The sequence below is a fragment of the Psychrobacter sp. CX14 genome (assembly GCF_057396205.2).
Window position 1 is genome coordinate 2,138,847 of the sequence record NZ_CM183187.1, and the last position, 24,121, is coordinate 2,162,967.

The 24,121-nt window shown below is 42.4% G+C and carries 14 protein-coding genes and 1 tRNA gene; 6 read left to right on the forward strand and 9 right to left on the reverse strand.

What is annotated here, in order from left to right; translation table 11 throughout:
• Positions 1-73: 73 nt before the first annotated feature.
• The 4 genes from AC2SLO_RS08415 to AC2SLO_RS08430 all read right to left on the reverse strand — a co-directional run bounded on the left by AC2SLO_RS08415 (position 74) and on the right by AC2SLO_RS08430 (position 8,972).
• Positions 74-3,556, reverse strand: coding sequence for a molybdopterin-dependent oxidoreductase (locus AC2SLO_RS08415; RefSeq protein WP_486540263.1), 3,483 nt, complete (start codon positions 3,554-3,556; stop codon positions 74-76).
• 2 nt (positions 3,557-3,558) lie between these two features.
• On the reverse strand, positions 3,559-5,016 hold the full coding sequence (locus tag AC2SLO_RS08420) for an NAD(P)/FAD-dependent oxidoreductase (protein ID WP_486540265.1): 1,458 nt from the start codon (positions 5,014-5,016) through the stop codon (positions 3,559-3,561).
• A gap of 164 nt (positions 5,017-5,180) precedes the next feature.
• On the reverse strand, positions 5,181-7,367 hold the full coding sequence (locus tag AC2SLO_RS08425; RefSeq protein WP_486540267.1) for a bifunctional protein-serine/threonine kinase/phosphatase: 2,187 nt from the start codon (positions 7,365-7,367) through the stop codon (positions 5,181-5,183).
• A 99-nt stretch (positions 7,368-7,466) separates the two neighbouring features.
• The gene (locus AC2SLO_RS08430; protein ID WP_486540269.1) at positions 7,467-8,972 is read right to left on the reverse strand and encodes a NarK family nitrate/nitrite MFS transporter; all 1,506 of its coding nucleotides are present in this window, start codon (positions 8,970-8,972) and stop codon (positions 7,467-7,469) included.
• A gap of 600 nt (positions 8,973-9,572) precedes the next feature.
• On the opposite strand from AC2SLO_RS08430, the gene nirB reads away from it, so the two are divergent.
• Together nirB and AC2SLO_RS08440 are read left to right on the forward strand one after the other, a co-directional pair.
• Entirely contained in the window at positions 9,573-12,200 is a 2,628-nt protein-coding gene (gene nirB, locus AC2SLO_RS08435) for a nitrite reductase large subunit NirB (RefSeq protein WP_486540271.1), read from the forward strand.
• Positions 12,201-12,248: 48 nt separating this feature from the next.
• Positions 12,249-12,650: a nitrite reductase small subunit NirD gene (locus AC2SLO_RS08440; RefSeq protein WP_486540272.1), complete on the forward strand. Its 402-nt coding sequence runs from the start codon at positions 12,249-12,251 to the stop codon at positions 12,648-12,650.
• An 880-nt stretch (positions 12,651-13,530) separates the two neighbouring features.
• Here the strand turns inward: AC2SLO_RS08440 and AC2SLO_RS08445 are convergent.
• A complete protein-coding gene (locus AC2SLO_RS08445) occupies positions 13,531-14,088 on the reverse strand; it encodes a hypothetical protein (protein WP_486540274.1) in 558 nt (185 codons plus the stop codon).
• Positions 14,089-14,240: 152 nt separating this feature from the next.
• Complete coding sequence (locus tag AC2SLO_RS08450) at positions 14,241-15,557, reverse strand: YncE family protein (RefSeq protein ID WP_486540276.1); 1,317 nt, start codon at positions 15,555-15,557, stop codon at positions 14,241-14,243.
• A 263-nt stretch (positions 15,558-15,820) separates the two neighbouring features.
• Here AC2SLO_RS08450 and AC2SLO_RS08455 point away from each other — a divergent pair, with 263 nt between their 5' ends.
• Entirely contained in the window at positions 15,821-17,467 is a 1,647-nt protein-coding gene (locus AC2SLO_RS08455; RefSeq protein ID WP_486540278.1) for an alkaline phosphatase D family protein, read from the forward strand.
• A 40-nt stretch (positions 17,468-17,507) separates the two neighbouring features.
• On the opposite strand, the gene AC2SLO_RS08460 is transcribed toward AC2SLO_RS08455, so the two are convergent.
• Both AC2SLO_RS08460 and uvrB read right to left on the reverse strand, forming a co-directional pair.
• Complete coding sequence (locus AC2SLO_RS08460; RefSeq protein WP_486540280.1) at positions 17,508-18,560, reverse strand: pyridoxal phosphate-dependent aminotransferase; 1,053 nt, start codon at positions 18,558-18,560, stop codon at positions 17,508-17,510.
• A gap of 327 nt (positions 18,561-18,887) precedes the next feature.
• Positions 18,888-21,005 (reverse strand): excinuclease ABC subunit UvrB, encoded by a 2,118-nt coding sequence (uvrB, locus tag AC2SLO_RS08465; RefSeq protein ID WP_486540282.1) that lies wholly within the window; start codon positions 21,003-21,005, stop codon positions 18,888-18,890.
• 401 nt (positions 21,006-21,406) lie between these two features.
• Here uvrB and dps point away from each other — a divergent pair, with 401 nt between their 5' ends.
• On the forward strand, positions 21,407-21,892 hold the full coding sequence (gene dps, locus AC2SLO_RS08470) for a DNA starvation/stationary phase protection protein Dps (protein ID WP_486540284.1): 486 nt from the start codon (positions 21,407-21,409) through the stop codon (positions 21,890-21,892).
• Positions 21,893-22,017: 125 nt separating this feature from the next.
• Here dps and AC2SLO_RS08475 read toward each other — a convergent pair whose 3' ends face one another.
• The gene (locus AC2SLO_RS08475; RefSeq protein ID WP_486540286.1) at positions 22,018-22,584 is read right to left on the reverse strand and encodes an acyl-CoA thioesterase; all 567 of its coding nucleotides are present in this window, start codon (positions 22,582-22,584) and stop codon (positions 22,018-22,020) included.
• Positions 22,585-22,985: 401 nt separating this feature from the next.
• Between AC2SLO_RS08475 and AC2SLO_RS08480 the strand changes: the two genes are divergently transcribed.
• Positions 22,986-23,061 (forward strand) — tRNA-Asn (locus AC2SLO_RS08480).
• Between the two features lie 288 nt (positions 23,062-23,349).
• Positions 23,350-24,111, forward strand: a complete 762-nt coding sequence (locus AC2SLO_RS08485; protein ID WP_486540288.1) for a YqiJ family protein — start codon at positions 23,350-23,352, stop codon at positions 24,109-24,111.
• The last annotated feature ends 10 nt before the right edge of the window (positions 24,112-24,121 follow it).

Genomic DNA, 24,121 nt, shown 5'->3' on the forward strand with positions numbered 1-24,121 from the left:
CATTTAAGTGTCAGTACTTATAAGCTGCAATTGATATGCCAACCGTTCATAACACCTTCCAAATCTATTAAGGCTACGCATATTCTTTGATAAGCTCATTGATTTGACCCACACATGAGCCACAATTGGTGCCTGCTTGACATAATTTGCCAACAGTAATCGCATCTGTCGCCTTATCACTTTTTATGGCATTAATAATGATATTTTCCCCGACTCCCATACACGCGCAGACGATAGGGCCGGGATCAACATAGCCACTTGCTGGACGACCGGCCAGTAGCCACTTCGTAGAGGGTACGGCACTCATATCCACAAAGCACTCGTTTAACCAATGTGTACCTGGCAGCTGATCATACTCTGGCGCGATATATACCGCTAGCATTAATTGTGGTTGGTCAGGAAGGCTGTGTTCGTTGGGTTCATCAACAATCACCATACGAAATTGCTTGGCCCTAATATTTTCTATGAAACTAGCGTTAGCGATAAAGCTGGCATTAGCAATCAAGCTGTTATTACCAATTGAGCTAGTCTTTACGTCAGAAGATTCACCGTTTGCTAATTCTTCAACTGAGGCGACAAACTGTTGCCAAAAGGTTGAGGTTAACCAAGAAGCGCTAATATCAGACTTTGAGGTGGCGATATTAATTAAGATGCTGTCCTGTTGACGACTCAGGCTCCAGACTATATTGGGTAATTCCGTTGAAAACACACCCTGCTCACTAAAGTTCATCGAAGCTGATAACACGCGTAATTGCACCAAAACGGCGTCTAACCAATCTGGATGCACCAGTAAACGCCCAACGGTTTGCATCGCTATCGGGTTAACGGTAATAGCAGAGTTCTTAAGCTCAGGCTGCGCGGAGATAGGGTCAACTTTTGTGGGTATCAATACACCTACTCTGGCGAGATTGGCAAAAGCATTACTCCAATGCATTGGCATAAAGGCATCGCCAACTCGCATTTCATCACTCACCTCAACTTGAGCAATAGCAACACTGGAAGCATTCGATTCAGTTGACGGCTGTACCTCATACTCAAAAGGAGACTCAGGAGAAATTGACACAAATTGTTGATCAACAACGCCTAGAGTTTCTGCGTCCTTAGGATGTAAGGTTATGGTTGGGATAGTTTGTTGTTGGTTAAGCTTTGGTGCCAGACCAGTGCGGGTCATTGTATGCCATTGATCGCGTAGTCTACCGGTAATCAGACGTAGATTAATGGCATCATTAGTGGATCTACTCGAAGTCGCATCTATCCCGTCTATATCTTTGCGGGTTTGAGTACTGTTAATGGTCTGTGCTTCAGCTTTGATTTTGGTAGGACTCAAACTGCCCTGTTTAGGGGTAAATCTATTGATTGCCCCTGCTTTCTCAGGCGGTTTGATAGTAATAAATCGAGGGGCATTATGCTTAAAGTGTTTATCTACCACGTCAATACGAGTGCCACCCCATTGAAACGGTAGCATGGCATCATATTCTTCTACGCTTAAAACAGGGCTCTTTTTATTTAAAAAACTGCTTTCGTTATTAGCGTCAACTTTAGATGAGATCTCACTCAATAGATCCAACTGTCTGGGATAGTTATCCTGTTGATAGCTGGTCAATGCCGCATGTTCACTAAATATCTCACTAGGTTTTTGGTAGTTAAACCCTGCATATCCCATGCGTTTGGCAACTTGCGAGAGTATCCACCAATCAGGCTTAGACTCTCCGGCAGCAGGCAGCAATGTACGCTGACGAGATATGAGACGTTCAGAATTAGTCACTGTTCCTGACTTCTCGCCCCAGCCTTGCGCCGGTAATACAATATCGGCACACTTAATAGTATCACTGTCTTTTGAGCATTCAGACACGATGACTAGCTCACACTCCGCAAGCGCCTGACGGAATTTATCCGCTTCAGGTAAGCTGACCACTGGATTGGTTGCCATAATCCAAATGGCTTTGATACGTCCATCTAATATGGCATCAGCAGCATCACAGGCTTTAACGCCTACATTCGGTGCGATAGCTTGAGGGGCTTGCCAAAAGTCGGCTACAGCTTGACGGTGATCCGCATTATCAAGCTCAAGATGTCCTGCTAATAGATTGGCTAAAGCGCCTACCTCTCGCCCGCCCATTGCATTAGGCTGACCGGTTAATGAAAAAGGACTGGCGCCCTCTTTTCCCACCCGACCTGTGAGCAAATGCGTATTAATAATGGCATTAACTTTGTCGGTACCTGAGCTTGACTGATTGACCCCCATGCTAAAGGCAGTAACCGTTTTGGCATTATTCGCAAATAGATCATAAAACTGCTCGATAGTGTCAGTATCAAGCTGGGTAGCTTTGGCGACGGACTCAATATCCCATGACCTTGCGGAGGCCAATGCCTCATTCAAGCCTAGACACTGCTTTGCATAGGCAGCATCTTGATATCCATTTGTCTCTAGATAATTGAGTAGACCATTAAACAGATGCGTGTCTGTACCTGGTGCTAAAGGCAGGTGTAAATCTGCAAACTCACACGAATCTGTACGCCGGGGATCAATCACAATCAGCTTCTTATGAGGATTGTCTTGTTTCGCTTTTAAAAAACGCCCAAATAAGATTGGATGACACCACGCCATGTTAGAGCCGACTAACACTAATAGGTCACAGCTTTCAAAATCCGTATAGCTACCGGGTACTAAATCTGCGCCAAAAGCCCGCTTATGTCCGGCTACTGCAGAGGACATACATAACCGCGAATTGGAATCGATATTGTTATTGCCAATAAAGCCTTTAATGAATTTATTAGCGACGTAATAATCTTCAGTTAATAGCTGGCCTGACACATATAGCATTACACTATCACGCCCATGTTGTTCAATGGTTTTTGATAAGCGAGCAGCAATATCGTCTAGGATAGGTTCCCAATCAGAGGGTTGGATTTCTTTGCTTAGGCTATTTTTTTGAGTCGTCATTAAGAGCTCATTTAAAGGCTCATCTGACTGTCCATTCAAACGCCCATCCAATGGCTCACTTAATAAATCTGTAGCGGCAGCAGGCGACTGCATACTTAATTTTTTATTTTGGTAATAAGGCGTCAGGAGTCGTCGTTCAGTACCTAAAGTTTGTGCTAGATTACTCCCCTTCGAACATAGCTTACCGTAATTGGCAGGATGATCAGGATCACCCTCAACACTCACCTCGCCATTTGCAGTATTAATAGAGGCTAATACGCCACAGCCAACGCCGCAGTATGGGCACGTGGTTTTCACTGTTCTCAACTTATTCGTCTTATCATTTCTTGTCTTTTCGTTTCTTGTCCTTTCGTTTCTTGTTTTTACATTTATTGTTTTTGTGCTGCTTGGCTCCGCGCTTGTTGAATGAGCACTTAAAGATGGATTATCTTCATTGATAAGCTTTATGGGAATTAAACTGGCTGGATTGTGTTGGCTGGTATTAATAGTATTCTCGCTAAGGTTGGTGCTCTCATTATCAACTTGTGTAGAGATATGCTTCGGACTGGTGGTATAGGTGTGTAGATTGTTATTTAAATCATCAATAGTATCGCTATGGGTAGTGTTACTCATACCTATGCAGGCTCCCGTGCAGCATGACTGCTTGAAGCGTCAGTTTTTGTTGTGGCCTTCCTGTTTAAATTATTATCTTCTTGGTTTACTAGTGAATTATCATTCATGTTTTTTGTTAACGGCTCACCCGTGGACTCATCTAACATAGGTTGGCAATAAGCAGCGCCGTATATTAATGAGTCTTTAAAACTGGATATGTCCGTTTTATCATTAATTAACTGGCTGTAAAAATTTCCATCACTGGTTTCTCCATAAAGCACCGCCCCTATCAACATATTGTCCTTAATGTACAAACAGTGATAATGATTTTGCGCTAAGTCCCGATAGATAACACGCTCAATCTCATTAATCTCATCATCTGCAAATTCAATTTGTCCTGCTGAGAATACGGCTATACCAGAAACTTTTAGCTTTAAGGATAATGGCACACTGACAAACGGTTGCCACTTTTTTTGATTATCTGGATAACATATGACGCTAATAAGTGTATCGACATGCTGATTGACCGAGGACACCATACCAAAGAGTTCTTCATTAATTTCAACACATTCACCAATGGCATATACATTGTCGCAGTTGGTCTGCATATACTCATCAACCACAATGCCACGATTGACCAAAATCCCACTGTCTTTGGCGAGCTTAGTATTAGGGATAATACCCACTGCCATCACAATAAAGTCAGCCTGCAAGGTTCGACCATCTTTTAGGCTTAACCCTGTAACTTCTCCGACATCATTTTTTTCAATAGTCGTTGTCATTGCTGACACTTCTAGTCCGACGTTACGTAAAGTAAGTTCATCTTGTAGCATTAAGGCGGCGGGCTGATCCAACTGTCGATTTAAGACATAACTATCCACATGAACGACGCTCATGCTCGCACCTTGAGATGCTAATGCACAGGCCGCCTCTAATCCCAACACACCCCCGCCAATCACCAAACCCGTTTTGCCCTGTTTGGCAAAGTCACTCAAGATAGCGACATCACTTGCATCTCGAAACACATGCACCCCTTTGGCATCATGATTCGGAAAGGGAATGACCCGAGCAGTAGAGCCGGTGGCAATAACAAGCGTGTCATAACTCAAAATATCCTTATTATCCAAAGTTAACTGCTGGCTAGCAGTGTCTATAGTATCCACACTAACCCCCGCTAATACTTTGATTCCTAAACGCTCGTATTCGCTTTTATCATACAAATAAGTGTCTTCAAATAAGGTTTCTCCTGCCAGCACTGGAGATAACATAATACGGTTATAACCTACTTGAGGCTCTTTACTAATTAAGGTAATCTCCGGGTTTACCCCTTTGCATTGCTTCCATAAAGTTGCCAGCTTAATGGCCAAACGACTGCCTGCCATACCCGCCCCTACTATCACAATACCGCTTGGGATAGCTTTATCATTGGGTGCGTTATTAGGGAATTGCGGATTTGAGCTAGCAGTTACTTGAGCTGGCATGGGAAGACCTTAGCCATTGTGGTGGCGATGTGTGCAGACATAAAATAAGCGATTGAAATTACAATTAAAAAAATGGTTATGAAAAGTGCGAATTAACAAAGCTTCGGTTAGAAAAACGTTCGCTTATTAAATATTGTGATTATAAAAAGTACGGCTAGCAAAATTTAGTGGATTGCTAAAACCTTAAATATTAAAAAAACAATAATGACACTTTGTATCAAGCAAATGCCATGCCATACCATTAAGGGATGACGTTTGATCAATGGTTCAGGATCATTTACTGAGGCCATATTATCTGGATTGAACTCTTGCAGAAACTCACCGATTGCTTGATAACGAACATTGGTATTACGGTGCATAGCTCGCAATAGCGCTTGCTGGCTAGAAAACGGTACGTTTTGCTTACGTAGTAATTCTGTTGGCACTTTCAGCGCACTGGTTGGCGACATAAGCTGTTGCGAGGTAAAAGGCAACTCGCCCGTTAATAACTCAAAGCCGATAACCGCTATGGAAAATAAATCTGAATGCGCCCCTTTTGGTGCATCCGTGTAGTATTCAGGTGCAGCGTAGTGTAAATCACCAACAGGCGGACGGGTACTGTCTTTTAAAATTGAAGAACTTACTGAGCCAAAGTCGATCAACTTAACCGCTCCGCTTTTGGTCAATAATATATTTTCTGGTTTTAAATCTTGGTGCAATAAGTAGTTTCGGTGCATCACCCGAACTGCCATGCCAATCTTGGTCAATAAGTCATGAGTTTGCCAAATATCACAAGGCGCATTGCGCTCAATAAACATCCTCAGACTCTCGCCTTCAACGTATTCGGTCAAGTGATATAAATATAAGGTACTTGCGGGAACTGGATAATAGCGAAGTAATCCTGAGTCACTGAATGTTGAGTTTGACTGCTGACCCTCCTTTGTCTCTTTAGTGTGCACATTATTAATAACAGGGCTATTAGGATCAATTTGGTTATAAGAAGACTCCCCTGCTCGGCGATTTTTCGATAAGCTAAGACCAATTTTGCGTTCTTTTAAGAAATCACGAATATAGTTTCCATCGTCAACCGTATTAATACTGGGCGACTTAAGCACATATTCATGCCCCTCACTATCTACCACCAAATACACTTCACTGCGAGCGGTACGTGCGATAATTTTAGTGACGGTGAACCCGTCAATCGATTCACCTACCTCAAAACCGCTCGGTAACTTAAAGCTAGAGGCTTGTGGAGATGTTGCTATTTGAGTTGGCATTGCTATGTAAGCACTTTCGTCATTGCTATCATTGGTACTTATCTTATCCTCACTGTTATTACCCACATTATCCTCCAACGTCCTGTTAGCAGCCACTGTCTGTTTAACATCAGTAGCCATAAAGTTATTAAGCGGTTGATTCTTCGGGGTTGTTATCAATGGATAAGTGGCGGCTGGAGTGAGCATACCCAGCATAATCATACTCAGATTATCATTACTGCCCTCTTTTAACGCATGCTCACATAATCGACGACTTAATTGCCAATGTTGAATATAGTGATCAAATGAATCAGTGCTATATGCAAACTCGCCATTGTTTAAGGTTGTTTCTAAACTCGAAAGGGACTGACTGACTTCATACTGTAGCTCCGATGACTCGATAAATTCGTAGACCCCATCCGTCATAATGGCGAGGTATTCATTTTGATGTAAGGTAAACACATCTTGTTGTAAATGCACGGTCGTATCGGCACCCAAAGCCGCCGATAATGCCCCTTTATCTTGTCCTTTATGAATACGATGGTCATGGCTCAATGCAGTCAGCTCATTGACACCGAGACGATATATTCGAGAATCACCTGTGTGAAATAGATGTATACGGTCATTGATACACAGTAAACCTGACAAGGTTGATAACAGGGGTGGCACGCGTTGATAGACCTGTGAGAAATACATCGCATCATTGGCGTTATTGACGGCCTTCTTTAGCATAATAGCGACATATTCATCATTTAATAATCCGGTTCCACTTTGTACAGAACTGGTCGAACTATTAATTTGCTCAATAATATTAGGAAGCTGATTGACCACGGTTTCTGCAACCGTTTGTACCGCTAGTCTACTGGCCTGCTTTGGAAATTGGCAGGCGCTCACTCCATCTGATAATAGTACTAAAAGAGGCGCTGGACCTTGCCAATCTTCATTCATCATACAATTGGTAATCAGCAAACTGTCCTGATTCTCAGGCTTACGTCCTGCCATTGACCAAAAATCAAGCCACCAACTTGCCTGCGAAGCAAATTGATGGCTTGATGTATTGTTAGACTGGTTTTCTGTCTTATGACGCTGATCAGGACGATTGTTCCTAATATTCAACTGTTACTCCTTGGATATGTCCTGATGCGTAATAACCCTTAAACTTCTATATATGAAACGTCGATAAATTTAATTTAAATAAAACGTTTTTTGAATGGCTTAATGGCTCACTTTAATTTCAGCAAATGACCCATCTGGCATTTCTTCAAGAATAACACCTGAAGGCTCTTTTAGTAAGAATAAAGCTAAGAATCCGACGACTGCCGTAGCGGCAATAACCATAAAGAAGATCTGATAAGACACCAAGCTTAACACGGTAAGATACACCACTGAGCCCACGTTACCATAGGCGCCTGCCATACCCGCGAACTGACCTGTCATACTGCGCTTAATAAGGGGAATGACGGCAAATACTGCACCTTCGCCCGCTTGTACAAAGAATGAGCAAAACATAGTAATCAATAATGCTAAAGCTATAGGCCAAGTAGAGTCAACCATGCCCATCAAGAAATACCCAATCGCAAGACCTGCGGTTAAGATAAGTAGCGTGCTTTTACGTCCAAATCGATCACTTAACCAACCACCACCTGGGCGAGACATTAAGTTCATAAAGGCATACGACGACGCCAATAACCCTGCGGCAACCACTGATACTTCAAACGTCTCTAGATAGAATAACGGTAGCATTGATACCACTGCCAATTCAGAACCAAAGGTGGCGAAGTATAAAATATTTAATACACCAACTTGTTTAAAGTCATAACGCTGAGCTTCAGGTACTGGCGTGGTAAACACTTCTTTATTGAAGCGATAGCTACTGACAAACTCGTAGACATACAATAAAGCTAACACAACATAGATAATATTAACCCAAAACTGACTTAATAAACTGACGCCTGCCGGCGAGAGTTTCCATGCAAGTAGTGCTAATGCTAGATACATAGGCACTTTAAAGATCATCATTAACCAGAAGTCACCTGATGAGGTTACGGTCATCGCGCCATGTTTCTTAGGCTTAAAATAGGTATGCCCTTTTGGCGTATCGCGCACTTTGGCATAGAATAAAATACTGTATAACCCCATAACAACGCCAGAGGTCGCACAAGCATATCGCCAGCCTTCGTCTCCACCGAACCAAGCGGCAAAGCCAATCGCCAAGGTAGGCAGTATCATAGCCGCTGCTGCTGAACCAAAGTTACCCCAACCGCCATAGACGCCTTCAGCCGTTCCCAATTCATTGGCAGGAAACCAGTCACTAATCAAGCGAATACCCACTACAAAGCCTGCACCAACGAAACCTAATACGAAACGTGATAAGGCTAGCGTCGTATAGTCCTGAGCAAATGCGAAGGTAAAACAAGGTATGGCACCCAACGCTAAAATACAGGTATAAACGATACGAGGGCCGAATCTATCCGTTAGCATGCCGATAATGACACGTGCAGGGATGGTTAACGCAACATTTAGGATCAATAACGTTTTAACTTGTTGTGAGGTTAGGTTTAGGGTTTCGCCGATGGCCGTTAGAAATGGCGCATGGTTAAACCAGACAAAGAAGGTCAAGAAAAATGCCATCCAGCCTAAATGCAGAATTTTATTTTTCCCTGCAAAGGATAAGAGGTTAAGTTTTCCCTTCGACGGGGGTACGGGAGTGGCTGAAGACATATTTGATTTCCTTAATTAGGATGGGTTGCTTGCAATAACACGGTTATTCAAATGCTTATTGTTAAAACCCGTTATTAAGCTAGCTATTAAATTTTTAAGAAATTAAGTTAACGTTTAACATCGAGTATTTATCAAATGTCTTAATTAACTAAATAGTTATGCATTGATTAGAAGGCTATTCAGTAAACGGTTCTATTATCCCTGTCGTTGCAATCCCCATGCCATCCATCCGTTATTACCTTTAAAAATTATTAAATTAAACTTAAACTTTCTTAATATTAATAAATACCTTTATAGATACCGCTCTATAGAAACCGCTCGATAACGTTCAAATAAGACCAAATAAAATACGCAATAAAAATGTGTTAAAGAAAAATGAGTTAATTAAAAGGCTATAAAATTCAATAAGCGCTCGTAAAGGAGTCAGAAACGGCTGAAATGAGATTTCAATGTAATATTTAAAGTTTATTTAGCTGTATTGTTTAAGAGTGGCACGATTATTGAATGTATTAGGGTAGGCAATTGGTAAAGTGCATCATTTAAATAAGTCGCTTCCTTTACCAGACTCCCACTTTATAAATAACAACGAGCAAGGCATCTATGAGTAATACAAAGAATAACGAAACGCCAAAAGCAAATTTAGTCGTCGTCGGTAACGGAATGGTCGGTCATCATTTTGTAGAAAAAGCCATCGAGCTTGGACTAAATCATGTATATGACATTCATGTGTTTGGCGAAGAAGACCGTCCCGCCTATGACCGCGTCTATCTGTCTAGTTACTTTGAACATAAAGATGCCAGTAAGCTCAACCTTGTCGATCTCGCCGATTATGATGCTGCGGATGTCAAGTTGCATCTTAACCAACGCATCACCGATATTGATAGTGACAGTCACACCATTACCACCGAAGAAGGTGACACAATAACCTACGCTAAGCTGGTATTAGCCACAGGCTCTTATCCTTTTGTGCCGCCTATTGAAGGGGGTGGTCATTCGCATTGTCAGGTCTATCGCACCATTGCTGACTTAGATAGTATTTTAAAAGTTGCTGATAAACCCAATGTCAAAAAGGGCGTAGTCGTCGGTGGTGGTTTACTTGGGCTGGAAGCGGCAAAAGCATTAGTGACATTGGGCCTTGACACCTATGTGGTAGAGTTTGCCCCTCAGCTCATGGGCGTACAGCTAGACGCAGCAGGCGGTGAAATACTTAAGAAAAAAATTGAATCATTAGGCGTCAAGGTACTCACCGGCAAAAATACCAAAGAAATTATTCATAACCGCCGCGTATCACTCAATCATGATATTCATCAAAAAGATGAACAAGACATTCATCTAGACAAAGATACCTATTTAACCATGCAGTTCACTGACGACACTCAGCTTGATACTGACCTTATCGTCTTTAGTGCGGGTATCCGTCCTCAAGATGGCATTATGAAACAAAATCCAGAATGTGGCGTGACGCTTGGTGGTCGTGGTGGTATTTTAATTAACGATCAGTGTCAAACTAACGATGAGGATATATATGCCATCGGTGAGTGCGCCGTTTGGGACAACAAGATTTTTGGATTGGTAGCACCAGGCTATACGATGGCAAGCATTTGTGCTGCTCAGATAGCGGGCGATACTGATAAAACTTTTACTGGTGCGGATATGAGTACCAAGCTTAAGCTTATGGGCGTAGATGTCGGCAGTATTGGTGATGCGCATGGCAAAACTGAAGGCAGCTTAAGCTATGTCTATCAGAATCCTGCAGAGGGTATTTATAAAAAACTGGTCACCAGTGGCGATAATAAGAAGTTATTGGGCGCCGTAATGGTCGGTGATACCGAAGATTATAACAACCTACTTCAGATATTTTTAAATGATATCGACCTGCCTGCCCATCCTGAAAGCCTTATCTTACCCAATGTTGAAAAGCCCTCCATGGGCGTTGAAAATCTACCCGACACAGCGACGATTTGTTCGTGCTTTAATGTGACCAAAGGCGCTATTTGCGGTGCTGTTGAAGATGGCGCATATTCACTTGCTGAGGTCAAAAGTTGCACCAAAGCAGGGACAGGCTGTGGTGGCTGCGCCCCTATGGTAAAAGATGTACTCGCATATCAGCTGACCGAGCTTGGCTTTGAGGTAAATAATGACTTATGTGAGCATTTCGCTTATTCGCGTCAAGAGCTTTACAGCTTAGTTCGTGTCCATGAAATCAAGACCTTTGATGAGCTATTAACACAGCATGGCACTGGTCGTGGTTGTGAGATTTGTAAGCCTGCTGTGGCCTCTATCTTATCCTCATGCTGGAATGATTATGTCTTAAAAACGGAACTTGCCCCTCTTCAAGAAACCAATGATTATTACTTGGGTAATATCCAAAAAGATGGCACCTACTCAGTTGTTCCACGCGTTGCAGGCGGTGAAATTACCGCTGATAAATTGATTGTACTCGGTCAAGTTGCCAAAGAGTTTAATCTGTATACCAAAATAACCGGCGGTCAGCGTGTTGACTTATTTGGTGCACGTCTTGAGCAATTACCCGATATTTGGGAGCGCTTAGTTGAAGCTGGATTTGAAACCGGTCATGCGTATGGCAAGTCTTTACGTACCGTAAAATCTTGTGTCGGTAACAACTGGTGTCGATATGGCGTTGCAGACAGTGTTGGCTTAGCATTAACCTTAGAGAACCGCTATAAAGGTGTGCGCTCACCGCACAAATTCAAAATGGGCGTCTCAGGCTGTACGCGCGAATGTGCCGAAGCCCAATCAAAAGATTTTGGTGTCATCGCAACCGAAAATGGTTGGAACTTATATGTGGCGGGTAATGGCGGTATGGTACCGCGTCATGCAGAGTTGTTCGCCAAAGATCTTGATACCGAGACTCTTTTAAAGTATATCGATCGCATTACCATGTTCTATATTAAAACGGCGGACAAATTACAGCGCACCTCAAAGTGGCGTGAAAGCTTAGAAGGTGGTCTAGAGTACTTACAAGATGTGATTATCAATGACAGTCTCGGCATCGCCAAAGAGCTTGAAGATCAAATGCAGCTATTGGTGGATAATTATGTTTGCGAATGGAAAGAGACCATCACCGATAAAGAAAAACTCAAACGTTTCCGTCATTTCGTAAACAGTGAACTTGGTGATGACAATGTGGTATTTGTGACCGAACGTGAACAAATCCGTCCAGCGACTGAAGAAGAGAAAAAGGTGTTAGAGCCGACTGCTGGATAGCGCAAACGACGACACTACTCACCATTTTAATAAATACAGGAATACCCTATGTTAACCCAGCCCATTTGCAAACTTGATGATATTATTCCTGAAGCGGGTGTTTGCGCACTCATTCAGGGCAAACAAATCGCCGTATTTCGCACCAAAAACGACGAACTATTCGCTATTGACAACTTTGATCCCTTTAGCAAAGCCAATGTGCTATCGCGCGGTCTTATTGGTGGCACAATCATCAAAAGTGAGTCAGAAGAGGACAGCACCAACGACAGCAATGATGCTAGCAGTGCTCAGCGAGAAGTCATCTATGTCGCCTCCCCTATTTACAAACAGCGCTTTGACTTAGCCACCGGTCAATGCTTAGACGATGAAACCGTTAAGTTAAACAGCTACGAGGTCGCTTTAGAAGGCGATCAAGTGGTCATCAAACTAGCTGATAACGCTGCGGCTTAGTTTTTGGGGGATAATAATAAGTAAGGTATTAGCCTGAGCTAACTTTAATTATCGGCATCACCTTTAGAACTATATACTGCCGCTGCATAGCCCAACCAAAGCAACTGCAACGGTAGATTTACGACATCGACAGCCATCGGTAAATACAAAAGGTTCCCATACTCTCGGTAAGTTTTTGCCCCACCTTTTCTGATTTCGACTTTACGACCTTTTGAAAGCGAATAATTGGGTTTGTCAGTAGGTCGGCTTTTATAAATCTGTCCCATTAGGGCGTATGGAACATTCGCAAATTAGCACTGCTGATAGCTAAAATTGTTTCAGACTAGGCGTAAACCGTCGTTAATGTCTAGACCTTGACTAGGTTTGCAACAACGTCTGGGGCGATTTTAGCATCAGCCTCACTCGAGCATAGCTCTCGCCTTGCGAACGGGCAAAGCAGTGCTTTGCTTAATCCGTTCTCAGGGGCGGGACTCTTTTTTGCCAATAGTTTGCGAAATTGTCTAACTTAGAATGACTAAGCGTCAAAAATTTCACTGCATATTGACTAAAAAATAGTCGCCGCCAGTGCCATGGTCGAATGTTCCACACGCCCTAATCTATGGCTACACTTATAATATACTTTAGGTCGAAGTCCATCGGTTTTATCTGTCTTACACAGCTTATCTAAAATTACCTTTTCTTCTTTAGTATAGTTTTCATCTGATTTTTTTAATTTAAAAATACAACCGCTAATTTGAGTTAAGAGCTCTACTTTAAAATAGTTTAAATAAGCCTATTAAATAAATCCATAATTATTTTAAGAGATTTTGAACAGAAAAAGGGTGAGTCATGACGACTTACCCTTTTTTATTTAAATCATTACCCCTATTCGAATCAAATCTTACTGTTGAATCTGACGCGCATAAAAGTTTAATTCTTGTCCCATAACAGGGATGCTTTGCTCTAGATACTCAAAGGTGTTTTGCGCATCTTCAACTGGGATATACCCCTCTTTGTTCAATCTAACCAATTCACTGCCAATATGCTGCACCTCATCAAGTTCAGGCAGCTCGCCTGTACCTAGACCGTTTACCACCTTATTAATCGACTCATAAACTTCTCGGCGCTCGGAAAGCTTGACAGGATCGTTCTTATCAGCAGGCAGACCCGTACTATACACAGAATCATTATCGACTGCCCCCTGACCATTGTTCAGCATCGATTGCTGATTTGCACTTGTATTGCTCATCTCTGAGTTAAGCGGCGGTGTTATCGAGCTACTATCCGAATTATTAGAATCTAGTATAACAACAGATTCTGTTTGCTCAGACGTATTTTCTTGATTTAAATCAATACTATTCCTATCGACTGGACTGTTATTAAAGCCACTGTTGTATAGCCATAGGGCGATAACCACAGCGACAATCAGTCCAATTACCACCCCTAGTTTATTTTTCATAACACACACTTTTTATTATTGTTGCTAACATTTTGAATCACTTTTTATTAAGATATTACCGGCTATTGAGTCCTGAAAAGACGACGCGAATGATATCTATCCACTTTGTCTTTTAGTCGCCATATTGCCCATCGATTATTTATAGGTAGATTTTACTGGCTATTTACCCATGTTTGCGGCACATAGCCCACACGCACACGCTGCGGATGGTTACCGACGGGCACTGTGGCAACTTTTGAACCGGTTTCAAAATCAATAACCGTTACGCTATCGCCTTCACTTTCTGATATCAGGCAATTTTTACCATCTGGCGTTATCGTTGCCCAATACGGTTTACTGGCCGAGACCACAGGTGTGTGTTCGTACGTCTTCGTATCTACAATAGTGACATAATCATCCATCGTGCCTGCCACACAAAGCTTGCTCCCATCCAAATTAATTGATAAGCCATGGTGACGAGAGTCATTTACCCAGTCTTTACGCTTAGCCGGAATCGTATCGCTACCGGGCAGTTCAACAATTTTGTTAATACTATCGCTGTTTAAATCATATTCAAATAAACCATTAAAGAACGACACCTGACCATATAGCTTAGTCTCATCTGGGCTTAATACCGCAGGGCGCACCGCATTAGATAAATCATCACGGCCATACGCATCAAGGGCGGGACGCAAATCAATGGTCTTAATGACTTTATAATCGTTCTTGGTATCGGCAATGGTTAATACGCGATTACCCTTAGTAAAATCTTGCCACGGGGCATCCATACTGCTGGTTACATTACCGATAGATGAGTTTAGTATTTTAGTACCGCCGGCAAAGAAAATATTTTCATGAGGCTTATCACCGGTTGCAAAATTACCAAGCTCTTTACCTGTATTAATGTCTAATACATGCACGATATTGCCGGTTGATGCAGATACTGCAACTCTCTGACCATCCGGTGATACAGCCATGTGATCAGCGCGCAGACCTTTTACTGCAAAGCGCCAGTTAATCTTCCCAGACTCGATATCAATAGACACCACATCAGCAAAGCTTGGACGAGATACTACCAACGATTTACCATCTGGGGAGGAATACATGTCATCAACCAGCTGATCATTACCCTCACCCGCGCTATTGCGAATATAGAAAAAGGCAATCCACTTAATCGGATTCCAGTAAATTTCCTGTAAGCGCTGTTGCTTATCTGGTATCGCATTGATGGTACCAATCTGACCATAGTCACCATCTGGACGAATCACAGTGACCGTGCCATCCCAGTTATTACCCACAAAGAATACCTGTTTGGCATTATCCGGCGCTGTTTCTAGTGTGCCTTGGCTTTGGGCATTCGCCGGCAGAGATAACGGAGTTAATACAGCAGTAGCGGCAATGGCCGTTGCAATAACCGAAGCCAATAGTGTTTTTTTGGTAAGCGAGGTACGGCGACGCTGCGATACAGCATCAGAGATGAAGCGGGGCATAATGACATCCTTGTTTAAAATTTAATATTTCCATATTGGTGCAAATATAAGTGTATGGTTAACAGAGTAGTTTAATTTTCGGCTAAATAAAAGTATATTAAGCAAGTTAGCTTTCGTTAATGGTTATTTTGCGCTTTAGTCGTTAGTGTTTAATACTCTAAGATCGACAAGATTAATCGACCTAACTATTTGATTACTGTCATCTTATTGCGATATACACTCGATACTATATGGACATTCAAAGATTATAAGGATTATTGCATATGAAAAGACGTGACTTTTTAAAACTTGGCGGACAAATTGGCATAACCAGTATCATGCTGTCGCAGCTCACCGCTTGCCTGCCTGAAGTAGATGACTTAGGTTATGATGGAGAAATGCCATTTTTACACGGTGTGGCCAGCGGTGACCCACTCCATGACAGAGTTATTTTATGGACGCGCATCACTAATGATGGCAGTATCGAAGCACCTATTATCCCAGTCAGCTACGTGGTCGCCAGTGACCCTGATTTCAAAAATATCGTGGAAAAAGGAACGAGCCAAGCCACTGCGGAGACCGACTTTACGGTTAAAGTCGACCCTATCCTACCGCTTGCCGATAGCACCTACTATTACGCTTTTGAAGCGCTTGGGTACATCTCACCAGTTGGGCGTACCAAAACCATTCCGCACCCCGATACCGCCGCCATCGATGTTAATAGAGTCCGCTTAGCTGTGGTTTCTTGCTCCAATTACGGCTTTGGCTATTTTAATGGCTATGCTGATATTGCGAGACAACCAGATATTTCAGCGGTCATTCATCTCGGCGACTATATTTATGAGCACCCACAAGGCTTTTATAGTGAACTGCTACTGCTGCATAAACGCCAACTTGACCCCAAGCATGAAATCGTTAGCTTAGAGGATTATCGCCGCCGTTATGCCTGTTATCGTACCGATGTTGATTTGCAAGAATGCCACCGTCAGCATCCGTTTATCGTTATTTGGGACGATCATGAGATTGCCAATGATTCGTGGATGGAAGGGGCGCAAAATCACCAACCCAGTGAAGGCAATTATATTGACCGAAAAATGGCAGCCGTACGCGCCTACCATGAATGGATGCCCATTCGTAGCAATGACAGTAACTCACTAGACAGTCAGCTGCGTATTTACAGACGTTTCGAGTTTGGTAAATTATTTGATTTAACGCTGCTAGACACACGTATTTTTGGTCGTCAAAAGCCTGATGCGTCAGCAAGCAATGAGCCCGAAAGACAGCTGCTAGGATTAGAGCAGGAAAATTGGCTTTATTTAAATCTTTTAGAAGGAAAACGCCGAGAAGCCACTTGGCAACTATTAGGCCAACAAGTGATTCTTGCGCCATTTAAAGGCAGTTCAGCGACTGGCTCGAGTGACTTGTGGAATGGTTATGCCAGTGCGCGTACCCGCCTGCTCAACTTTATTGAAGAAAATGAGATTAACAATACCGTGGTATTAACCGGTGATTATCACGCCTCTTTTGCCTTCGATATTGCTCAGGACCCCTTTGATAAAAAGAGCTATAACCCAGAGACCGGTGAAGGTGCTATTGCGGTAGAGTTTGTCTGCCCTGCTCTAACTTCTGGCACTTTCCCAGAGATTGCTGGACCTTGGTTGAATCCACATCAGAAATTTAATAACCAATTTGATCATGGTTATATGCTGCTTGATATCACCCAAGAGGCTTGTCAATGCGAATGGTATTACGTCAATACCTTACTGTGCCGGGACCCCAATTGCCGTTATGCTAAGGGTTTGCTGACTCAGGTGAATACCAACCATTTAGTCGATGCTGAGCAGTCTAGACCGATTGCTCAAGTCTCTACGTTATCACCGAAAGACAAAGCGGTAGGCATGAAAAAGTCTAAGCTATTAACGGGCGTTTAAATACGCTTATTAATCCGAGTGCGGTTGGGTACCCATAAAATCACACCCAGCCGTTTTCACGAAATTGCTTTAATACACTAATAAACTCACGCATTTCCTCAGGGGTGCCTAACGTCAGACGGTTATAACCGGTGATGGGCGGAAAGGCACGCCCCACCACAATGCCATGCTCTTTCATTCTATCAATATAGGTCTGCACATTACCTTTTATTTCATGAAAAATAAAGTTGGCTTGTGAGGGCAGATAACGTAGATCCAGCTCCTCAAGCACCTCCTCTACCATCTGGCGTGATTGTTTGGTAGTCTGTAGGCTATGCTGCAAGAATGCCTCGTCCTCTAGCGTGGCGAGTACTGCTACTGCACCGGCAAGGTTGGTATTATCTACCGTCATAACCGCTTCAAGTTCGGTAATGGTGTCTGCCATGGCAACCGCATATCCGACACGCATACTTGCCAGCGCGCACAATTTAGAAAAGGTGCGAATCACAATAAGATTATCTGACAGCCCCTCTCTGACCCATTCGATACCGGTCTCATAGCTTGGATCAGTGACATACTCTGCATAAGCTTCATCTAACAAGAAGTAATGGTCTTTAGACGCAGTCGCCACCCAATCTTTTAGCTTTTGAGTATCAGTAATCGTCGCTGTTGGGTTATTTGGATTACACAGATAAAGTAGACTTAATCCGTCAAACTCATCAGCTACCTTTTTAAGATTCGCCAAATCCAAATCATAACTTGACTCAGTCAGCGGCACTTTCATCACTGGTACATCTAAGCGATTGGCATAGTTCTCCGCATAAGCAAATGTCGGATCAGGTACGATGACTTGCAGCGCCCTGCCCTGTTTTAAGGCTTTAAATAACAGCATCTGCACGACGGTTCGGATGTTCTCACTCGATCCGTTACTCAGCGATATCTGACTTTCTGCGACCTGCTGAAGCTTAGCTATCTTAGTAATCAGTGCCGCACGTTGATCGTCAGGATAACGAAAACCGACATCTAGAGAATTCATAATCGCGTCTCTGGCGGACTGCGCCATGCCCAAAGAGTTTTCGTTTGAGTTTAATTCTAATAAGCTTGAGGTCTGCAAAATAAAGGACACCTATTGGTTAAAGTGGTGAATTAATTCGGCTATCTTAAGTGGCATTTCTCTTAAATTCAAGCTGTATAGTCAACTAGCAGTAAAGCTACTGTAGACGCAGATTATCTGTAACCTTCATAGTCTATGAAAATACGTATAAGCAAAAGAGCATCTTAAATAACATACGTTGCGTCCTGCTCTACTTTTAAAGCAACCCGCTATAGTTATATACACACTGATGGTTAAAAAAAAGATGCGTCATTTAAATGACGCATCTTTTTTATTGAGACAGTTCAAGGTTTGATTTACCCAATCATCACTTTTATAGGTCAATGGTTACTGAACGATATAGGCTTTTAGTTCCATCACTTTATCACGCGTTTTCGCCGCATCCTCAAACTTAAGCTCGCGAGAGAACTGCTTCATTTGTTTCTCTAAGCGGTTAATCTCTTTGACGAGTAAGTCTGGACTGCGCAGTATTTCAATATCAACATCGGGCAGACCACTACTGCTCGGTATGGCCTGATTGTCATTGAGATCTTCCTCGACCTCACCGGTATCAATCTTATCGGTAATACTGCGGGTCGCAGACTTCGGCGTAATGCCATGCTCAAGGTTAAAGGCGATTTGCTTTTCACGGCGGCGATCCGTCTCTTCAATCGCCTTTTGCATACTTGACGTAATGCGATCAGCGTACAAAATGGCCTTACCATTTAAGTTACGCGCAGCACGACCAATGGTCTGAATCAAGGAGCGCTCTGAGCGCAAAAAACCCTCTTTGTCAGCGTCAAATATTGCCACCAAGGACACCTCGGGCATATCAAGACCCTCACGCAGCAAGTTAATCCCGACTAACACGTCATGCACACCGGTGCGTAGCTCATGGATAATTTGCATACGCTCAACCGTATCAATATCCGAATGTAGATACGCCACTTTGACATCATATTCTTTTAGATAATCGGTTAAGTCCTCAGACATCCGCTTGGTCAATGTGGTAATCAGCACCCGCTCATTGACCTCACGGCGCTTGGTAATCTCAGACAGTACATCATCAACTTGGGTCAATACAGGGCGAATCTCAATCTCAGGGTCAATCAAGCCAGTCGGACGCACCACCTGCTCGACCACTTGCTCGCTGTGCTCAAGCTCATAAAGCGCCGGCGTGGCAGATACAAATATGGTGGTGGGTTTGATTTTCTCCCACTCCTCAAACTTCATCGGACGGTTGTCCATCGCACTCGGCAGACGGAAGCCGTAATTGACTAGGTTCTCTTTTCGTGAGCGGTCACCCTTATACATGGCACCGATTTGAGGCACAGTTACGTGAGATTCGTCAATAAACAGCAACGCATCAGGGGGAATGTAATCGAACAAAGTCGGAGGCGCTACACCGGCTGGACGACCTGATAAATGCTGTGAGTAGTTCTCAATACCGTTACAGTAGCCAAGCTGCTGAATCATCTCAAGGTCATACTGAGTACGCTCTTTGATACGCTGCGCCTCAATAAGCTTGTCATGTTCCCGAAAGTACTCGAGGCGCTCATCAAGCTCGGCTCGAATAGTTTTACTGGCAGCCTCTAGCTTCTCACGAGGCGTCACATAGTGCGACTTTGGATAAATCGTGATACGCGGCACACTGCGCACCGTTTTACCGGTTAGTGGATCAAACCAGCTGATCTTTTCCACTTCATCATCGAACATACTAATACGTACTGCAAGTTGTTCAGATTCCGCAGGATAAATATCTAAAAGCTCACCGCGTAACCGATACGTACCACGTTCGAAGTCTAGCTCATTTCGGGTATATTGCAGTGCCACCAAGCGTTTGATTAATGCATTGCGGTCAATCATATCACCGACCACAATGTGCAATAGCATCTTTAAATAGCTCTCTGGATCACCCAGACCATAAATTGAGGACACCGAAGAGATAATAATCGCATCACGGCGCTCAAGTAACGCACGAGTGGCTGACAGACGCATTTGGTCAATGTGATCATTAATGGCACTGTCTTTTTCAATAAAGGTATCACTGGCGGCAACATACGCTTCGGGCTGATAATAGTCGTAATAACTAACGAAGTATTCGACCGCATTGTGCGGGAAAAAGGACTTGAACTCACCATATAGCTGGGCAGCTAAGGTTTTGTTGTGCGCCATGATAATAGTCGGACGCTGCGTCTCACTGATAACCTTGGCCATCGTATAGGTCTTACCAGAGCCAGTAACACCCAACAATAGCTGAGCATCCATGCCAGCATTGATGCCTTTGACTAGCTTTTCAATGGCTTGTGGTTGGTCGCCTGCGGGTTCAAAGTCTGTCACCATTTCAAAGGCACGGCTGGAAATTAAGGTGCCGGATACATTAACACCGGTAATTTCGGCTTCACCTTGCAATTGGGTGGCAAGTTGGTTTAATTGTCGTGAGGATCTGGGTTCGGGCATTCGCATAGATAGAGTCTTTTATAATTAATCTTTTTAATCTGATGAACAATTTATTAAATAGGAATTTTCGTATTAAATAGTGTCTTAAAGGATGTCAATTGATGCTCTATCTATGGGGGCAACAAGGCAAGATTTAAAGGTTTTAAAGCACTTGGTTTAAGCCCTGTTCAATTTATTACATTGTCTTACAAACTGTATGACGAAACACTATAAACCTTAGAAGTTATTACTCATTGTCTCTGTTAATATAGTCCACATAATAAATAAGCCAAACAAGACGGTCATTCATTTAGCTGTCTTCAAATAGTTATTTATTTTGATAGTTTTTTAAACGGTTATTTAAACTATCAGTTAGATAATTCAAATTCAATTCAAATTATAAATAATTAAATTATAAGGATAAAATTATGAGAGAACGTTACGCAAGTGGTATCGATGACAAAACTGCTAAAAAAATGATTGAGCTATTAAACTTTAACCTAGCCAATCTGATTGACCTAAGTATGGACAGCAAACAGTGCCATTGGAATCTTCAAGGCAAAGGCTTTATCGGTGTTCACACGCTACTTGATGAAACTTATGAGCGTCTGACTGAAGCCTATGACACAGTCGCTGAACGTATTGTTATCTTAGGTGGTAAGGCAAATGGTATTTCTCGCCGTGTGACGGACGACTCTATTTTAGAGCCTTATCCTACTGAGATTACCAAAATCGATCAACACGTTCGTGAGCTGACTAATCGTTATAAAATAGTCGCTGAAGAACTTCGTAAAGCGATTGAAAAAGCCGGTGAAGCGGGTGATGAAGACACTGCGGATTTATTTACCGAAGTTAGCCGTATTGTTGATAAAGATGCTTGGTTTATCGGTGCAAATGCGCCTGAAAACAAATAATAGAGAATAGATTAATCAGCTATTTGGCTCGTATATAGAACAACTCGTACAAAAAATCGCCCTTAAATATTTAAGGGCGATTTTTTTGTTATATCAAGCGCGTTAAATCTGTACGTTCATACTAATTACTTCTTAAGGTCATCACTCGGTTTGCACGCACCCTCAAGCTTACCAGGAGGTGCATTATCAATCTCACAACTTGGACGATTCGCTTGCTCCATACGCATTTTTTTACGCTCAATTGCCGCATCAAATCGGCACTGCTGCAGATAATCTTTAATCTCTAATGGCGGCACTGGCGTTGGTTTACCATTTTTATCGACCGCTACCATAGTAAAGTAACAGCTATTGGTATGGCGCACTGTACGCTCTTGGATATTCTCAGCTTCAACACGGATGCCGACTTCCATTGAGGTACGGCCGACATGGTTAATATTAGCTGCAAAGGTGACCAATTCGCCCACATAAATAGGCTCTAAAAACATCACCTGATCAACAGATAACGTCACAACATAGCTGCCGCTATACCGACTAGCGCAAGCATAAGCGACCTGATCAAGCATTTTTAATAAGTCACCACCATGGACATTTCCAATAAAGTTGGCCATATCTGGGGTCATTAATACGGACATATAGAGTTCGTGTTTTAGCGGCGCTCTAACAGCGGTGCTAGAGGTGTTAAGCTGTGGCATAGTCTTCCTTTAAATTTTAAATAATCGATCGATAACAGACTCATTTTGGCTATCTTATGGCTACAAAAGTGCTTTTATTGCAATAACAATCAAAATAAGTGTAAAAAACACGCTTATGACGGTGAGAGTAACCTTAGTTTAGCGTAACCTCAATTGGCTTAGCAATTTAACTTAACACTTATCGTCTGTGTTTTGGTGTTTACAAGTTAATGAGTGAAATTATTAGTGAGAGATTTTGGCTCATTATCTGTTTTTCTCGACCTATAAACCGATTAAATTGAAAAAAAATCGATTATTTTCGATTTTTTTTCAAAAAAGGGTTGACGCTTAAAATTTATCTGCTAGAATACGCCCCACTTAACGCAAACAGCACTTAGTTCTTAGTGTGTTTTTTAAGTTATTCCCTAATAGCTCAGTTGGTAGAGCATCGGACTGTTAATCCGTGTGTCCCTGGTTCGAGCCCAGGTTAGGGAGCCATATTCTAGTACACAGTACTACCTTAGCAACACATTAATTCCCTTATGGCAAATGCCAAATCCCTTATCGATTGATAAGGGATTTTTTTGTCTTGTCATTTCATTTGTCCTACCTTATAGCTTACCCTAAGGGCCGCTTTAAATTTGCATTCCCGCAATTAACCCTCTCTTCTTGTTTTAAATTCACACCTTTTGATTGAAATTACGGTAAACTACTGTTAAATTTTCTAATAAGACTGTTTTTAATTTTTTACCCACCCTCCTCTTCATAACTTTTATTTGATAAAACATGTGGCCACTTTTTGATACACCTGCTTTCGCCCCTTTTGTCATCGCAGGTTTCGTTTTAATCATATTATTACTGGTAGAAATCGTTGGCTTTTTATTTGGTGGCTTAAGTGGTTTCTTAGATAATTTGGTACCTGACTCGCTGCTTGAAGCTGATTTTGATGCCGATATTGATATGGATATTAACAGTGATATCAGTTTGGGGTTAAAAGCCTTAGATTGGTTATACGTTGGTCGTATTCCCACGATGATTCTGCTGATACTATTTATAGGCAGCTTTTGTATTAGTGGCATTATATTGCAGCAGATCTCTTTGTCTGTGTTGGGACATTACATATCGCCTTGGCTAGCAAGCTTAGACGCTTTCGTGATAAGTATACCCTTATTAAAAGTCACTGCTGCCCTGCTATATCCGATATTTCCTAAAGATGAAACGACGGCCGTCAGTGGCGACTCATTGGTAGGTCAATCGGCAAAAATAGTGATTGGGTATGCAAGCGCAGACAAACCTGCGCAAGCCAAAACACAAGATATCCATGGTCAGATTCATTATATTATGGTCGAGCCTGACCCTTCTGTTGCGACTGAAGTTACTGAACTAGACACTTTAACAACAGCCAAAATAGAACCTACTGTGTCTATGTCTGCTGCTGATCAAACTACTGATAAGAATAGTGAGAAAACTATTTATAAAATTACGGATGAAGATACGCTGGTGATTACTAAGAAAATTGGTGATCGCTATTGGGTCAAAAAAATATGAATGAACTTAT

Bases quoted from the DNA above. Each gene is read 5' to 3' on its own strand.
- AC2SLO_RS08415 (WP_486540263.1), bottom strand. From the start codon at position 3,556: ATGAGTAACACTACCCATAGCGATACTATTGATGATTTAAATAACAAT.
- AC2SLO_RS08420 (WP_486540265.1), bottom strand. From the start codon at position 5,016: ATGCCAGCTCAAGTAACTGCTAGCTCAAATCCGCAATTCCCTAATAAC.
- AC2SLO_RS08430 (WP_486540269.1), bottom strand. From the start codon at position 8,972: ATGTCTTCAGCCACTCCCGTACCCCCGTCGAAGGGAAAACTTAACCTC.
- nirB (WP_486540271.1), top strand. From the start codon at position 9,573: ATGAGTAATACAAAGAATAACGAAACGCCAAAAGCAAATTTAGTCGTC.
- AC2SLO_RS08440 (WP_486540272.1), top strand. From the start codon at position 12,249: ATGTTAACCCAGCCCATTTGCAAACTTGATGATATTATTCCTGAAGCG.
- AC2SLO_RS08445 (WP_486540274.1), bottom strand. From the start codon at position 14,088: ATGAAAAATAAACTAGGGGTGGTAATTGGACTGATTGTCGCTGTGGTT.
- AC2SLO_RS08450 (WP_486540276.1), bottom strand. From the start codon at position 15,557: ATGCCCCGCTTCATCTCTGATGCTGTATCGCAGCGTCGCCGTACCTCG.
- AC2SLO_RS08455 (WP_486540278.1), top strand. From the start codon at position 15,821: ATGAAAAGACGTGACTTTTTAAAACTTGGCGGACAAATTGGCATAACC.
- uvrB (WP_486540282.1), bottom strand. From the start codon at position 21,005: ATGCGAATGCCCGAACCCAGATCCTCACGACAATTAAACCAACTTGCC.
- dps (WP_486540284.1), top strand. From the start codon at position 21,407: ATGAGAGAACGTTACGCAAGTGGTATCGATGACAAAACTGCTAAAAAA.
- AC2SLO_RS08475 (WP_486540286.1), bottom strand. From the start codon at position 22,584: ATGCCACAGCTTAACACCTCTAGCACCGCTGTTAGAGCGCCGCTAAAA.
- AC2SLO_RS08485 (WP_486540288.1), top strand. From the start codon at position 23,350: ATGTGGCCACTTTTTGATACACCTGCTTTCGCCCCTTTTGTCATCGCA.